The sequence below is a fragment of the Micrococcus sp. EWR3.9.1 genome (genome assembly GCF_052615555.1).
The window spans coordinates 17076-31469 of record NZ_JBQXFD010000006.1; the positions used below are offsets into that span (position 1 = coordinate 17076).

The window sequence follows — 14394 nt, forward strand, 5'->3', positions numbered from 1 at the left end:
GTCTACGAGCACCGCCCACCGCGAACAGCGGCACGGTCCACCGACCCGCGCCCTAGGCTGGAGGACCACCCGTCCCACCCCCCGGAAGGAGCCGCGCCCGTGGACACCCCGCAGGACCCGCCCCACCGGGACGACCCCTCCGGCGGCCCCGTGGAGCCGGCCGTCGACGCCGCCCTGGACCGGGTGCGCGCCCTGCTCCGGCAGGCCCGCGGCACCGCGGCGCCCGACGCCCCGACCGCCCTGGACGCCCGAGGCTGGTGGGAGCTCTCCCTCGAGGCCGCGCTGCGCGACGAGCCCCGGGAGTCCGCCCGCCTCGCCGACTCCGGTCTCGCCGCGCTCGGGCCCGGCCAGGACGACGTCCGCCTCGCCCTGCTGCGGGCGCTCGCGGTCGCCGCGGGCCAGGTCGGGGACGAGGCCGCCCTGACCCGCTGGGTGGAGGCCCGGGCGGCGCTGCTGCGCCACCTCGGCCGGCCCCGGCAGGCCGGGCTCGAGTCCCAGCTCGGCGCCGCCCTCGTGCGCGACCCGGACACGGTCGAGGCGGCGGTGCTGGCCGGCGTCGTGGAGGACGAGCCGGGCGCTCCCGGCGAGGACCCCGGGGACACCGTCCTGCCCGAGGCCGCCCTGGCCCTGGCCGTGCACCCCGTGCACACCGGGGACCTGGACGCCGCGCTCGAGCTGGCCCGCCGCGTCATCGCCGTCCTGGGCGGGCTGCGCGCGGCCGGTGCCCTGCTGCCCACCGGCTCGTGGTCCAGCGCGCACCTGCTGCTCGCCCGCCTGCACCTGTGGCGGGGCGAGCACGCCGAGGCGGACGCGGCGGCCGCCGTCGTCACCGCGCTGCCCGCCGCCCGGGCCGTCCTGGCCTCCGCCACCACGGTGCGGGCGATCGCCGCCCATGAGCTGGACCGTCCGACGGCGGCCCTCGACCTGGCGCTCGAGGCGGCGGAGCGGATGGCCTCGGTCGGTCTGCGGCGCGGCGCGGCCTCCGCGGCGGCCCTGGCCGGGCGCGTGGCCGGCGACCTCGACGGGTACGAGGAGGTCGCCGTGGCCGCGTGGGAGCTGGCCTCCGTGCACGCGGAGAAGGCCGAGGCGCCGGAGGCCTCGAGCCTGAGCTACTGGTGGGCGCACCAGCTCGTGCTCGCCGGCCGCGCCGACGAGGCCGAGCCCCTGCTCGCCCGGTTGGTGCGCCGCGAGGCCACCCACGGCCGGGACGTCGAGCAGGCCCGCGCCCTCGTGGACCTCGGCCACGCGCACCACGACCAGGACCGCGCCGAGAACGCGCTGCCCCTGTGGCGGGAGGCGGCCGGCCTGTTCGAGGCCCACGGCCAGTGGGAGGACGCCGCGCGCACGCTCCTGGCCGCCGGCGCCCTCGTGAACCGCGAGCGCGACGAACGCACCCGGCCCTCGGCCCTCGACCTGTTCGAGCGGGCGGTCGCGGCCGCGCGCCAGGCGGTGGACGAGGACCCGGCGGTGCTGCCGGCCGCGCTGCACGCGCACGGGTACCTGCTGTGCGAGTCCGGCCAGGCGGAGGGCCTCGACCTCCTCGAGGAGGCGCTCGCCCTCGTGCGGGACGCCGGCGCCGACTGGCAGGTGGCCGACTACACGGACACCCGCGCCCGGGCCCTGTGGTCGCTCGAGCGGGGGCCGGAGGCGATCGCCACCGCGCTGCAGGCCGCCGACCTGTTCACGGCCGCCGGGGACCGCGAGGGCGCCGCGCAGGCCGAGCTCTTCGCCGCCTACGTGGTGGCCGAGGACGGCAGCCCCGAGCAGGCCGCGACGCTCTTCCGCCTGGTGTGCGACTCCACCGACTCCACGCTCGTGCGCCTCGGCGCGCTCACGGGCCTGCACCAGTGCCTGTCCGCCCTCGGGGACCACGACGGCGCCGCGCGCGTCCGGGACGAGCTCGACGCGCTCCGGGAGGGGCTCGGCGCGGACTGACCGCCGCTCGAGGGGGTGGCCGCCATCGCGGGTCAGAGGCCGACGCGGGCCAGGGCGGCGTCGGCGGCGGCCCGGCGGGCGGACCGCACGGCGCGGGGCGCGGTCGGCTGCGCCGCGAGGGCGGCGAGCACGGTCGCGACGCGGGCCGCCAGCGCCACCTCGTCGACCTCGCTGCGGGCGTGGCGCCGGAACCGTGCGGCCACGGCGCGCAGCGCGGCGCCGCCGGCACCGAGGTCCACGGCGCCCGCCTCGAGATGGGCGATCAGGACGGCCCAGTCGTCCACGCGGTGCCCCATGCCCAGGTCGTCGGCGTCCAGCACGCCGGTGATCCGCTCCCCCGCCGCGTCCACGTGCAGGTTCCCCGGGTGCAGGTCGCCGTGCACGGGCACACGTGGGCCGGGATCCCCGGCCGCGAGCGCCGCGCGGAGCCGGTCGGCCCGGGCTGCGACCTCGTCCTGGGCCTCGGGGTCCAGCACGACGGCGGCCCACGTGGCGTGCTCGAGCAGGATGGCGGGTCCGCCGTCGTCCGTGTCGGCGCACCCGGCCGCCCCGGCCGTGGGGCCGGCCGGGCCGGGGGGCTCCTCGGGCACCGGCGGCAGCCGGTCCAGCAGCGCGGCGACCCGCGCGGGGTCGAGGCCGGCGGCCTCGGGCCCGGCCAGCAGCGCCCGCCAGGGCAGGCCCGGCACGCTCGCGAGCGGGAGCACCCCGTGCTCCGGCGTCGCGAGGACGGCGGGCACCGGCACCCCGGCCGCCCCCGCGGCGGCCTGCCGCCGGGCGACCCGTGCGGCGCGCGCGGGCGGGAGCACCTTCAGGAACGTGCGGGCCGCGACGCCGTCGTCGCCGGTCGCCTCGACGGCCAGGACCGCGCGGTCCCGCGGCCGGTAGCCGCGCCACGTGAGGCGGGCCCGGCCCGGCGCCGTGCCGAGCAGGGCCGCGAGCGCGTCCGGGTCGGCGGTCAGCGTGAGGCCTGGCAGGACGGGGTCGGCGGGGGCCCACCACCACAGGGTGCCGTCCTCCAGGATCCCGCGCTCGCCCGGGACGGGCGGGCACGCCGCGGCGGGGACGTCGGGGTGCCGGGGGTCGCGGGCGAGGACGAGGGTGCGGGAGCGCACGCGGGCGTCGCCCGCGCGTCCGGTCATCACGTCCAGGTCCAGGACGCGCGCGAGCCGACGCCCCCGCTGCAGGTGCAGGGCGTCGGCTCGGGTGCGCAGCCAGCGCTCGCCCGACGCGCGGACGGCCTGGCGCGCGGCGGCTCGGTCGATGCTCACGGGCGCGGCCGCCCGGCGGGGCTCAGCAGGCCCGGCGCCGCGCCAGGACGTTGTCCAGGTCCAGGGCGGCGATGTCCTGCTCGGCGGCGGCGCTGATCTGATCGTCCGCCGTGCGCGCGGCGTCTGTGAGCCGGGTGTCCGCGCCGGTGGGGGCGGGGGTCTCGAGCGGCGCCGGCAGGGGGCGGGCCATCTCCGGTGCGTCCAGATAGGTGGGGCGCGGCACCGCGGGGATGGTCACGACGCGGTCCGCTGCGGGGGCGGCGGCGGAGGCGGTCACCACCACGGGCTCGACCCGGGGTGCGGCGGGCGCGGCGGCCGGGCGCGGCGCCTCGGTCTCGAAGGCCAGCACGGTCTCCAGCACGCGGCGGTCCCGCTCGGGGTCCGCGGGCGGGGCCTGCCGCTCCTCGGCCGCCGGGGCGGCGGGGCGCTCCGGGACGACGACGGCGGCGGGCCGGGCACGACGGGTGCGGTCGCGGACCGCGAGGGCCCGCAGGCCGGCCAGCCCGGCCACGGCGAACAGGAGCGACCAGCCGGCCAGGGCGAGCGTGCCCGCGCCGAACGCCGCGGCGAGACCGGCCACGAGGAACACGAGCAGGGCCACGAGGGCGGCGAGGAACAGCGCCGTGCGCCCCCACCGGATGTGCAGGCCGGTCCGGCCGCGGGCGGCGCGCGCCGCGTCGGCGGCGGCGCTCAGGCGGCCCGAGAACCGGGCGGTCAGGGCACGGACGGCGGGCGAGCTCTGCAGGCGGTGCATGAAGGACCTCGGCATCGACGGGCGGGCGGGGGCGGACGCGAGACGATGGCGGCGCAGCACGAGCCGCCAGGCCAAGAAGGCCACGAGGGCCACGATGACCAGCGACGCGCTCACCCGGGCGTCGGCCAGCGCGTCGAGCGCGGCCTGCACGGCCCTCGTCGGCGCGGTGGTCTCGTCCATGCGGTCAGCCTAGCGCCGGGGGCGGACCGGTCCGGCCATCGCGGCGTGTCCGCACGCGGCGTGTCCCGCCGGGCCGCTCAGGGGCGCGGCCGGGTGGCCAGCCACCCGGCCAGCAGGCCGTCGGGGACCTCCTCGGCGGTCACCGCGAACGTCCGGTGGTCCCGCCAGGCGCCGTCCACGTGCAGGTACGCGCGCCGCAGGCCCTCGTCGCGCAGGCCGAGCTTCGCCACGACCCGCAGGCTGGCCGCGTTCTCCGGGCGGATGTTGACCTCGACCCGGTGCAGACCGGCGCTGCGGAACGCCCAGTCCGTCGCCATGGCCACGGCCGTCGGCGTCAGCCCCCGACCCGCCTCGCGACGGTCGATCCAGTAGCCGATCGAGCCGGAGAGCACCGAGCCGTACTGGATCCCGCCCAGGGACAGCAGCCCCACCAGGCGGTCCCGGTCCGGGCGGTCGTCGTCGAGGGCCATGCCCCACGTGTAGGCGCTGCCGTCCCGGCCCTGGCGGCCGTGCCAGCGGACCATCTGCCCGAACGACGCCGGACCCGCGCCCGGCACGGGGCTCGTCGCATCCCACGGCGTCAGCCACTCGCGGTTGTGCGCCCGCTGCTCCTCCCACGCCTCCCGGTCCCGCCTCCGCAGCGGCCGCAGGGCGAGGGTGCCGTGCCGCAGGGTCACGGGCCAGGGGGAACGCTGCCAGGACATGGCGTCGATCCTATGCGCGGCCGGGCGCGGCACCGGTGCGGCGGGCATCATGGGGACATGCGCACTCCCCCTCCCGTGCCCGAGCCCGCCGCCACGGGCCCCGTCGCCGGCGTCGACGACGTCGTGGACGCCAAGGCCGCCCTGCGTGCGCGCCTGCGCACCGCCCGCCGCGACCGCTCCCCCGCGCGCCGCGCCGCCGAGTCCGCGGCCGCCGTCGAGCACCTGTGGGCGTGGCTGGGTCCGCGCGTGGCCGCGGCGACCGCGGACGGGACCGCCCCGGTGGTGGCCACCGTGCTGCCGATGGCCACCGAGCCGGACACCGGTGGGCTGCGCACCCGCCTGCTGGCCGCGGGGGCGCGGGTGCTCGTCCCCGTGATCGAGCCGGAACGACGCCTGAGCTGGGCCTCCTGGCACCCGGGCGTCGCGACGGCGCGCGCGGCGAACGCCCCCGTGGACGAGCCCGTGGGCGAACGGCTCGGGACCGACGCGCTGGCGGCGGCGACCGCGGTGGTCATGCCGGCGCTCGCGGTGGCCGAGGACGGGATGCGCCTGGGCCAGGGCGGGGGCTACTACGACCGCTTCCTCGCCGAGCTGCCGCGGAGCGTGCCGACCGTGGCCCTCGTGTTCGAGGACGAGCTGCTGCCGGCGGGCGCCATCCCTGCCGAGCCCACGGACCGGCCCGTGGACGGCGTCGTCACCGCGGCCGGGCTGCGCTGGGTCTGAGCCCGGCCCGCGGCGCGGAGTAGCATCGGGGGTCGGATCCCCCCAGAACCGCGCGCCCCGGCGCGCCCCGAGCGAGCTGGAGCTGAGCATGCCCACCTACGCCTACCGCTGCAAGGACTGCGGCCACGCCTTCGACGTCGTCCAGGCCTTCACCGACGACGCCCTCACCGAGTGCCCCGCGTGCGGCGGCGTCCTGCGCAAGCAGTACGGCTCGGTCGGCGTGAGCTTCAAGGGCTCCGGGTTCTACCGGACCGACTCGCGCTCCGGCACGGGCGGCACCGGCTCGGCCGGCGGATCGACCTCGGACTCGGCCGCCGGGTCCTCGACGTCCTCGACGTCGTCCTCGTCCTCCGCCCCCGCGGACTGACCCGGCCGCATCGGGCCGGCTCAGCCCCAGTGGGGCGGGCGCTGCTCGCGCAGCCAGCGGTCGCGCTCGGCCTCGGCCGCACCGGTCTCGACCCCGGCCTCATGTCCGGTCGGCGCGGTCGCCGGCGACGTCCCGGCCTGCCCGGTCAGCCGGGGCATCCCGGGCAGGCGCGGCTCGCGGCCGTCGGCGGCTGCCGGGCCGGTGCCCGGGGCGTCCGCCCGGCGCGGGCCGCGGCGGCGCGGCGCGCCGTCAGCGGGCATCGTCGTCGGTCTCGTCCGTCTCGTCCGCCGGCTCCACGCCCAGCCGGTCGGCCAGCTCGCGGGCCACGGACTCCGGGTCCGCGAACACGTCGATCGACCACAGGGTCCGGGGCTCCCAGCCGCGGGCCTCGAGCCCCTCGGGCAGGGTCCGCGAGCGCTGCCGCACCGTGAGGGCGCGGTACACCTCGCCACCGTCGCCGGCCAGGGCCAGCGGACGGGGCGCCTCGTCCTGGTCCGCGCGCGGATCGAGCACGGCCAGGTCCATGACGCCGGCGTAGCGGGGCAGGACCCGGGCGCCGTGCTCCTCGAGCCGGTCGCGCAGATCGGCCAGCAGCGGATCGCCCCCCATGCCCACGGGGTCCGCGGCGTCGTCGCCCAGGTAGGCCTCGAGCAGCCGCAGGAACCAGAGGGCGCCGCCGTCGAGCCGGTCCTCGTCCAGGTCCGCGGCGCGCAGCGCCGAGACGAGGTGCAGGCGCCGGCGGGCGCGGGTGAGCGCAACCGTGACCATGCGCTCGCCGTCCGGGTCGGAGAAGGCGCCGAAGTGGTGCACCACGCGGCCGTGCGGGGTGCGGCCGTAGCCGGGGGTGAGGATCACGGCGTCACGCACCACGGAGGCGGCGCGCACGACCGGCACGATCACGAACGGCTCGGCGTCGGCGGCGTCCTCGCCGCGGCCGCGGGCGAGGAACTCGTGGGCCCACGGCGCCTGCGCGGCCGTGGCCTGCACGGCGGCGGCCACCCTGCGGGCGTGCTGCTCGGACACCGTGACCACGGCCAGGGACTGCTCGGGCCGGTCGCGGATGTGCTCGAACACGCGCTCCACGGTGCGGGCGACCTCGGCGTTCGTGGACTCGACCACGTCGCCGCCGGTCATCGGGATGCCGGTGCCCTCGGGCAGGTACTCGGCCGTGACGGCACGATCCCGGCCGGTGGCCTCGCCCGCGGTGGGCAGCGCGTCCAGGGCGCCGTCATAGGCGAGCGCGGAGAGCAGGCGCACGAGGCGCCGCTCGAGGGGGCGGTGCACGGTGCGCAGCGGCAGGGTGGGCAGCACCTCGTCCAGCGCGTCGTGGGCCGAGCGCAGCGGGCGCAGGGGCCCGGCGGTCGCCGTCGGGTCCACGGACACCTGGAACGACTGCGGGCGCCCGATGACCGGGTCGCCGAGGGCCACCACCTGGGGGGCGCGGGTGAGCGCGCCCATCGCGGTGGCCAGGGCGGTCGCGTCGGCCTCCAGCAGCACGACGACGTCGGCGCGCCACTCCGGGGGGAACTCGGACAGGGCCATGGGCGAGGTGGTGACCACCGGCACGAGCGGCTGCAGGAGCTCGGGGGTGATCGTGGCCAGGGACTCGACCGTGGGGCTGCCCTGCTTGAGCAGGGTGCGCAGCACGGCCGCGTCCGCGCGATAGGTGCGCAGCGCCTCCCGCCAGCGCGCGGCCAGCGCGGCGGAGAGCCGGGCGCCGCCGCGCTCGAGATGGGCGCGGTCCAGGTCGCGGAACCCGCGCTCGACCTCCGCCAGGTCCGTGCCGCTCATCATGGCCAGGAAGTCGTCCCCGGAGATCATCGCCTCGAGCGCGGACTGCCACCACGCCAACTCGAGCTCGGCGGTCAGGGCCTCGGTGGGCACCTCGCGGTCGCGCAGGTCCTCGAGCAGCTCCGCCAGGCCGTGGTCGCGCAGGCTGTCCAGCACGAGGGTGCGCTCGGGCAGCGTGGCCAGGGTGTCGCGGTCCGCCACGAGCCCGTCGACGGCGGCCACGAGGTCGTCCACGTCCCGCTCCTCCAAGGGCGCCTCGGCCACGGCCTCCGGGGCGAGGACGCCCTCGAGCCGGCGCAGGCGCTCGCGCACCTGGCCGACCTGGCCCATCACGTGCTCGCCCTGGTCCGGCACCTGCGGGGGCGTGCCCGGCTCGGCGGCGTGGCGGTTCCAGTCCTCCAGGACGGCGGCGGCGTCCACGAGGGCGCCGTGCAGGTCCGTGGGCTGCACGCCCGGGCGGACCGCGTCCTTCGCCGCGCGGCGCAGGCGGGACCGGGTCACCGAGGACATCTCGACCAGGTGGAGGCGCCGCCACGAGCTGGTGGCGGTCGCCGCGACCAGCTGGGGCACGTCGAGGGAGAACACCTCGGGGGTGAACTCGGTGAGGGTGCGGGCCACACGGCGGTAGAGGTCCGCCTGCTCCGCCCAGCCGGCCACCGTGCGCTCGGGGCGCAGGCCGGCCTGGGCGGCGGCGGTGTCCACGGCGCGCCGGGTGGTGTGCAGGGCGGCCGCCAGCTCGTCGGCCAGCTCCGAGGCGGCCTCGGTCTCCTGCACGTTGCGCACGCGGGCGCCGAACCAGCGGCTCTCGGTGGCGGCGGCCGAGAACGCGCCGAGCTCCCCGGCGCGCACGAGCTGCTCGCCCACGGCCTGCCGGTTCACGGTGGAGTCCAGCACGGAGCGCTTGAGGCGCACGGTGGTGGCCGGCGGCGTCTCGAGCCCGGTCAGGGCGGCCAGGGCCTGCATCGCCTGGAACGGCGAGCAGCCCCAGCGGGGGCGGACGTGGTGCAGTGAGCCGACGTGCTCCTGCAGCCGGCGCCGTCGTTCGGTCAGGGCGGCCTCGTCCCGGGCGGTGTCGGGGTCCACGGCCCGCTCGGAGCGCAGGACGGCCTGCACGAGCTGGCGGCGGAGCAGCTCGGGGTCCGCGTTGGCGGGCACATCCAGCGCGATCGAGCGCAGGTCCGCCTCCTCGAGGCGGTCGAGCACGTCGGCCAGGGCGGCGGAGCGCTCGGCCACGACCAGCACGCGCCGACCCTCCCAGGCCAGGCGCGCGGCCAGGGCGGCGGCGGTCTGGGTCTGCCCGGTGCCGGGGGCGGCCGCCACCACGAGGGACTCCCCCGCCGCGGCGTGCTCGAGCACGCGTGCCTGGGCGGCGTCGACGTCGACGACGAGGCGCTCGTCCGCCGGGGCGACGTCATCCTCCGCGGGCGCGCCCGTGGGCTGCAGCGCCGCCGGGCGGGGCACCATGCCGGTCCCGGCGTCGTACAGGGCCTGCACGACCGGCAGATCCTCGAGGGAGGCGGGCAGGGAGGCGGTCTCGCCGAGGTCCGCGAACGTGGAGACGAGCAGGCAATCCTGGATGTGCAGGTCCGCGATCGCGGCGGTCTCCTCGCGCAGGCGGGCGAACGCGGGGGCGGGCTCGAGGCGCGCCGTGGCGTAGGCGGCCTGCTGGTACGCCTCGGGGTCCAGGGCGATGCCGTGGTGCCGGCGCAGGTTCCGCACGAGCGCCGGGTTCAGGCGGGCCGGCTCGGTGATCTGGACCTCCAGCTCGTCCCGGCCCCGGGCGCCGCGGCGCACCGTCAGGGCCACGCGGGCCAGCAGCACGGGGGCGGAGCGGCGCTCCCGCCGACCGTCCTCCTCGGCCGTCCACGTGGCCACGCCCACGGCGAGCGCGCCGACGTCGATGCCGCGTTCCTCCGCCAGCTCGCGGACCTTGGCGCGCAGGCCGAGGGAGACCTCGTGCGCCGCGTCCAGCTCCGGGCCGGCCGGCAGCAGGGTGGACAGGCGGGTGCGCCGCCCCAGCAGCAGCTGCGAGACGCCGGAGGAGTTCGCCTCCGTGAGGTCGATGCTGTTGGCCGCCGAGGGCGCGAACCGCAGCATCGTGTCGTTCTCGGCGCCCGAGCCCAGGGAGGACACCCAGGCGGCCGGGTCGGGGCGGGTCTGCCCCTCGTCGGGGCGTGCGGCGGCGCGGGCGCGGGCCAGGCGCGGGAACTCCTGCTCGGTCACGTGCGTGCGGTCCTTCCTCCGTCGCCTGGGTCCAGGCGGTCTTCGTGCGGACGGCCGCCCCGGTCAGGGGCGGCCGGATGCGGCGCCGGACGCGCCGCTCACTCCCACTCGATGGTGCCCGGCGGCTTGCTGGTCACGTCGAGCACGACGCGGTTGACACCGTCGACCTCGTTGGTGATGCGGTTCGAGATGCGGGACAGGACGTCGTCCGGGATCCGCGCCCAGTCCGCCGTCATGGCGTCCTCGCTGGTGACGGGGCGCAGGACGACCGGGTGGCCGTAGGTGCGGCCGTCACCCTGCACGCCCACGGAGCGCACGTCCGCGAGCAGCACCACCGGGCACTGCCAGATCTGGCGGTCCAGCCCGGCCGCGGTGAGCTCGGCGCGCACGATCGCGTCCGCGCGGCGCAGCAGATCCAGGCGCTCCTGGGTGACCTCGCCGATGATGCGGATGCCCAGACCCGGGCCCGGGAACGGCTGGCGGTGCACGATGCCCTCGGGCAGGCCGAGCTCGGCGCCCACGGCGCGGACCTCGTCCTTGAACAGCTCGCGCAGCGGCTCGCACAGCTCGAACTCGATGTCGTCCGGCAGGCCGCCCACGTTGTGGTGGGACTTGATGTTGGCCGCCCCGTCCCCGCCGCCGGACTCGACGACGTCCGGGTAGAGCGTGCCCTGCACGAGGAAGCGGACCTCGGTGGCGTCCGGGTCGTGCTCGGACTCGAGGACGATGTCCGCCTGCGCCTTCTCGAAGGTGCGGATGAACCGCTCGCCGATGATCTTGCGCTTGGCCTCGGGGTCGGTGACGCCGGCCAGCGCGGACAGGAAGTCCTCGCGCGCGTCCACCATCACGAGGCGGGCGCCGCCGTGGGCCTCGCCGAAGGCCTGCTCGATCTCGGCGGACTCGCCCTCGCGCATGAGGCCGTGGTCCACGTAGACGCAGGTGAGGCGGTCGCCGATGGCGCGCTGCACGAGGGCCGCGGCCACGGCGGAGTCCACGCCGCCGGACAGGCCGCAGATGGCCCGCTTGTCCCCGATCTGCTCGCGGATGCGCTCGACCTGCTCCTCGATCACGTTGCTGACCGTCCAGTCCGCGCCCAGGCCCGCACCCACGTGCAGGAACTGTTCGAGCACACGCTGGCCGTGGGAGGAGTGGCCCACCTCGGGATGCCACTGCACGCCGTAGATGCGGCGCTCGCGGTCCTCGAACGCGGCGACGGGGGCGCCCGCGGTGGAGGCCGTCACGGCGAAGCCCTCGGGCGCCTGCGTCACGGCGTCCCCGTGGGACATCCACACGACCTGCTCGAGGTCCTGGCCCGCGAACAGCACGGAGTCGGCATCCACCGAGTCCAGGCGGGTGGAGCCGTACTCCCGGGTGCCGGTCTGGGCCACGGTGCCGCCGAGGGCGTGCGCGATCGACTGGAAGCCGTAGCACAGGCCCAGCACGGGCACCCCGGCCTCGAGCAGCGCCGGGTCCAACTGCGGGGCGCCGGGCTCGTACACCGACGACGGCCCGCCCGAGAGGATCAGCGCCGCGGGCTTGCGCTCCAGGATCTGCGCCGCCGGGGTGGAGGCGGGCACGACCTCGGAGTAGACGTTGGCCTCGCGCACACGACGCGCGATGAGCTGCGCGTACTGGGCGCCGAAGTCCAGCACCAGCACCGTGGGCATCACGTCGCTGAGCGGGGCGGGGGTGTCGGGGTGGGGGGCGTTCTGCGTCACCCGTCCAGGATAGTCGAGGCGATCAGTAGCGCCGCGCGGCGTCCGGGAAGCGGTGCAGCTCGTCCCGGACCACGCGGGTCATGCGCTTCTCCACCACGAAGGACAGGAACGGGACGACGCCGCCGCCGGCCATCGCCAGCAGGCGCAGCGGCTCCCAGCGCATCAGGGACCACAGGCGGAACGAGGCGAGCAGGTACACCACGTACATCCAGCCGTGGGCGATGAGGATGAACAGGGACAGGTTCACTCCCCCGGTGACGCTGTCCGTGGGGTGCAGCCCCAGGCCGTTGGCGTCTCCGTCCAGGGTGGTGCCGCCCGCGTAGAGCTCCACGTGCATGCCGTACTTCAGCACCATCTCCGCCACAAGCAGCAGGAGCATGATGCCGGTGATCCACGCGCACACCACGTAGAGGCGGGTGGCGGAGCGGATCTGCTGCTGGGTGCCGGCGAAACGGCGCTGCTCCCGGCCCGGCCGCGGGGGCGGCTCGGGCAGGTCGGCCTCCGTGATGTCCTCGGGATCCGGCAGGCTCGCGGGGTCCACCGGTTCGGGGCCGGGGTGCTGGGTGCTCATCGGCTCTGCTCCTCTCGGGGCCCACGGGGGCCCGGGTCGCGGGGGTCGGGGCGCGCGGCCCCGTCGTCGTCGTGGTCCTGGCGTGGGTGCGCCGCGGCCTGCGCCGCGACGGCCCGCTCCTTGGCCTCGCGCGCGGCCGCCCGGCGCCGCTCGAGCTCCTCGGCGCGCCACTGCGCGGCCCACTCCTCGTCGAGCCGGCGCTCGTGCTCGTCCCGGACGTGGTCGTCGCGGACGAACCGCCACCACAGGAACAGGGCGAAGCCGGCGAAGAGCATCCACTCCACGGCGTAGAAGACGTTGAGCCAGATGATCTGGGTCTCCTCCGGCTGCGGGGCCACCCACACCGGCTCGAGCCCGCCGGGGCCGGCCGCGCCCGTCTCGGCGCCCGCGGCGTCGACCATCTCGAACGCCGCGACGTACGCCGCGTAGGACGGCTCGTCCCACACGTTCACCAGCTGGGCCGGGGCCAGGCTGCGGTACAGGAGCCGGTCGGCGGTGTCCTCGGCCGTGGCCTCGCGCGGCAGGGGCCCGTCCGGGGGCAGCAGGCGTCCGGTGACGGTGACCTGCCCGGCGGGCGCGGGGTCCACGACGTCGGCGTCGGCCGACCAGCCGCGGACCACCGGGACGACCTCGCCGTCCGGGGCGCCGGCCACCCGCAGGGCCGTGACCGTCCAGTAGCCGTCGCGGCCGTTCAGCAGGCGCGGGCCGACCAGGACGTCCGTGCCGGGCACGAACTCCCCCTCGACCGTGACCACCTGGTCGGCCTGCGAGCCGAGCAGGGCCTCGTAGGGGCGCACGTGCTCCAGGAACGGCACGGCGTGCTCGGTCTGGGTGCGCGGCGGCGGCGCGTTCGTCTCCGCGGACTCGAACTGCCACTTGGACAGCGCCACGAAGACCGCAGCTGCCACGAGGGCCAGCACCAGGGTGGCCAGCCAGACGGGCTTGAGGGCGGTGCGCAGCACGCCGTATCAACTCTTCCGGTCGGGGTGCCGCCACGCGGCGGCGGGGATCAGACGGTCTGGGTGGGGGTCACGAGGACCTCCACCTTCTGGAAGTCCTTGAGCTCGGTGTAGCCGCAGGTGGCCATGGCGCGCTTCAGGCCGCCCATCAGGTTGGACGTGCCGTCCGCGTGGCGGCCGGGCCCCCACAGGACCTCCTCCAGCGGAGCCACCTGGCCCACCTGGGTGCGGTGCCCGCGCGGCAGCTCCGGGTGGGCGGCCTCGAGGCCCCAGTGCCAGCCGCCGCCGGGGGCGTCGGTGGCGCGGGCCAGGGCGGCGCCCAGGACGACCGCGTCCGCGCCCATGGCGATCGCCTTGACGATCTCCCCCGAGGTGGAGACGCCGCCGTCGGCGATCACGTGCACGTAGCGGCCGCCGGACTCGTCCATGTAGTCGCGGCGCGCCTCGGCGATGTCCGAGATGGCCGTGGCCATCGGCACACGGATGCCCATGGCGCGGCGCGTGGTGGTGGACGCGCCGCCGCCGAAGCCGACGAGCACACCGGCCGCGCCGGTGCGCATCAGGTGCAGGGCCGGCGTGTAGCCGGCCGCCCCGCCCACGATCACGGGCACGTCCAGCTCGTAGATGAACTGCTTGAGGTCCAGCGGCTCCTGGGTGGAGGAGACGTGCTCGGCCGAGACGGTGGTGCCGCGGATGACGAACAGGTCCACGCCCGCCGCCACGACGGTGCGGTAGAACTCCTGCGTGTTCTGCGGGGTCAGCGAGCCCGCGACGACGACGCCGGCCTCGCGGATCTGCGCGAGGCGCTCGGTGATCAGATCGGGGCGGATGGGGGCCGCGTAGGCCTCCTGCAGCTTGCGGGTGGCCTCGGTCCCGGCCGGGCCGGCCTGGAGGGCGGCGATCTCCTCGAGCAGCGGGCGCGGGTCCTCGTGGCGGGTCCACAGGCCCTCGAGGTTGAGGACGCCGAGACCGCCCAGCCGCCCCATCGCGATGGCGGCCTCCGGGCTCATCACGGAGTCCATGGGCGCACCGATCACGGGCATGTCGAACGTGTAGGCGTCGATGCGCCACGTGAGGCTGACGTCCTGGGGATCCCGGGTGCGCCGCGCGGGCACCACGGACACGTCGTCGAGGGAGAAGGCCCGGCGGCCGCGCTTGCCGCGGCCGATCTCAATCTGGTTCGTCACCGGGCCAGCCTAGC

12 protein-coding genes are annotated in these 14394 nt (G+C 77.3%); 3 read left to right on the forward strand and 9 right to left on the reverse strand.

Annotation, left to right across the window (positions count from 1 at the left end):
• The first annotated feature begins 99 nt into the window (after positions 1–99).
• Positions 100–1935 carry a hypothetical protein gene (locus ACUJ8O_RS05380; RefSeq protein WP_445373219.1) on the forward strand — a complete coding sequence of 612 codons (1836 nt, stop codon included), beginning with the start codon at positions 100–102 and terminating at the stop codon, positions 1933–1935.
• A gap of 32 nt (positions 1936–1967) precedes the next feature.
• Here ACUJ8O_RS05380 and ACUJ8O_RS05385 read toward each other — a convergent pair whose 3' ends face one another.
• The 3 genes from ACUJ8O_RS05385 to ACUJ8O_RS05395 all read right to left on the reverse strand — a co-directional run bounded on the left by ACUJ8O_RS05385 (position 1968) and on the right by ACUJ8O_RS05395 (position 4841).
• Positions 1968–3203, reverse strand: a complete 1236-nt coding sequence (locus ACUJ8O_RS05385) for a phosphotransferase (RefSeq protein ID WP_078025892.1) — start codon at positions 3201–3203, stop codon at positions 1968–1970.
• A 22-nt stretch (positions 3204–3225) separates the two neighbouring features.
• Positions 3226–4137, reverse strand: coding sequence for a hypothetical protein (locus ACUJ8O_RS05390; RefSeq protein ID WP_078025893.1), 912 nt, complete (start codon positions 4135–4137; stop codon positions 3226–3228).
• A gap of 77 nt (positions 4138–4214) precedes the next feature.
• Positions 4215–4841: a GNAT family N-acetyltransferase gene (locus tag ACUJ8O_RS05395; protein WP_078025894.1), complete on the reverse strand. Its 627-nt coding sequence runs from the start codon at positions 4839–4841 to the stop codon at positions 4215–4217.
• 57 nt (positions 4842–4898) lie between these two features.
• On the opposite strand from ACUJ8O_RS05395, the gene ACUJ8O_RS05400 reads away from it, so the two are divergent.
• The gene (locus ACUJ8O_RS05400) at positions 4899–5564 is read left to right on the forward strand and encodes a 5-formyltetrahydrofolate cyclo-ligase (protein WP_231119486.1); all 666 of its coding nucleotides are present in this window, start codon (positions 4899–4901) and stop codon (positions 5562–5564) included.
• 88 nt (positions 5565–5652) lie between these two features.
• Positions 5653–5931, forward strand: a complete 279-nt coding sequence (locus ACUJ8O_RS05405; RefSeq protein ID WP_041104378.1) for an FmdB family zinc ribbon protein — start codon at positions 5653–5655, stop codon at positions 5929–5931.
• 20 nt (positions 5932–5951) lie between these two features.
• Here ACUJ8O_RS05405 and ACUJ8O_RS05410 read toward each other — a convergent pair whose 3' ends face one another.
• The 6 genes from ACUJ8O_RS05410 to ACUJ8O_RS05435 all read right to left on the reverse strand — a co-directional run bounded on the left by ACUJ8O_RS05410 (position 5952) and on the right by ACUJ8O_RS05435 (position 14380).
• Positions 5952–6191, reverse strand: a complete 240-nt coding sequence (locus ACUJ8O_RS05410; protein WP_152743778.1) for a hypothetical protein — start codon at positions 6189–6191, stop codon at positions 5952–5954.
• On the reverse strand, positions 6181–9945 hold the full coding sequence (locus ACUJ8O_RS05415) for a DUF4011 domain-containing protein (RefSeq protein ID WP_445373220.1): 3765 nt from the start codon (positions 9943–9945) through the stop codon (positions 6181–6183). Before ACUJ8O_RS05415 ends, ACUJ8O_RS05410 begins: the two co-directional genes overlap by 11 nt.
• Positions 9946–10043: 98 nt before the next feature.
• Positions 10044–11663 carry a glutamine-hydrolyzing GMP synthase gene (gene guaA, locus ACUJ8O_RS05420; protein ID WP_078025897.1) on the reverse strand — a complete coding sequence of 540 codons (1620 nt, stop codon included), beginning with the start codon at positions 11661–11663 and terminating at the stop codon, positions 10044–10046.
• Between the two features lie 22 nt (positions 11664–11685).
• Complete coding sequence (locus ACUJ8O_RS05425; RefSeq protein ID WP_078025898.1) at positions 11686–12234, reverse strand: DUF3817 domain-containing protein; 549 nt, start codon at positions 12232–12234, stop codon at positions 11686–11688.
• Positions 12231–13196: an SURF1 family protein gene (locus ACUJ8O_RS05430; protein WP_078025899.1), complete on the reverse strand. Its 966-nt coding sequence runs from the start codon at positions 13194–13196 to the stop codon at positions 12231–12233. Before ACUJ8O_RS05430 ends, ACUJ8O_RS05425 begins: the two co-directional genes overlap by 4 nt.
• Positions 13197–13243: 47 nt before the next feature.
• Positions 13244–14380: a GuaB3 family IMP dehydrogenase-related protein gene (locus ACUJ8O_RS05435; RefSeq protein WP_078025900.1), complete on the reverse strand. Its 1137-nt coding sequence runs from the start codon at positions 14378–14380 to the stop codon at positions 13244–13246.
• Between the last annotated feature and the right edge of the window lie 14 nt (positions 14381–14394).

Bases quoted from the DNA above. Each gene is read 5' to 3' on its own strand.
- ACUJ8O_RS05390 (WP_078025893.1), bottom strand. From the start codon at position 4,137: ATGGACGAGACCACCGCGCCGACGAGGGCCGTGCAGGCCGCGCTCGAC.
- ACUJ8O_RS05395 (WP_078025894.1), bottom strand. From the start codon at position 4,841: ATGTCCTGGCAGCGTTCCCCCTGGCCCGTGACCCTGCGGCACGGCACC.
- ACUJ8O_RS05400 (WP_231119486.1), top strand. From the start codon at position 4,899: ATGCGCACTCCCCCTCCCGTGCCCGAGCCCGCCGCCACGGGCCCCGTC.
- ACUJ8O_RS05405 (WP_041104378.1), top strand. From the start codon at position 5,653: ATGCCCACCTACGCCTACCGCTGCAAGGACTGCGGCCACGCCTTCGAC.
- ACUJ8O_RS05410 (WP_152743778.1), bottom strand. From the start codon at position 6,191: ATGCCCGCTGACGGCGCGCCGCGCCGCCGCGGCCCGCGCCGGGCGGAC.
- ACUJ8O_RS05425 (WP_078025898.1), bottom strand. From the start codon at position 12,234: ATGAGCACCCAGCACCCCGGCCCCGAACCGGTGGACCCCGCGAGCCTG.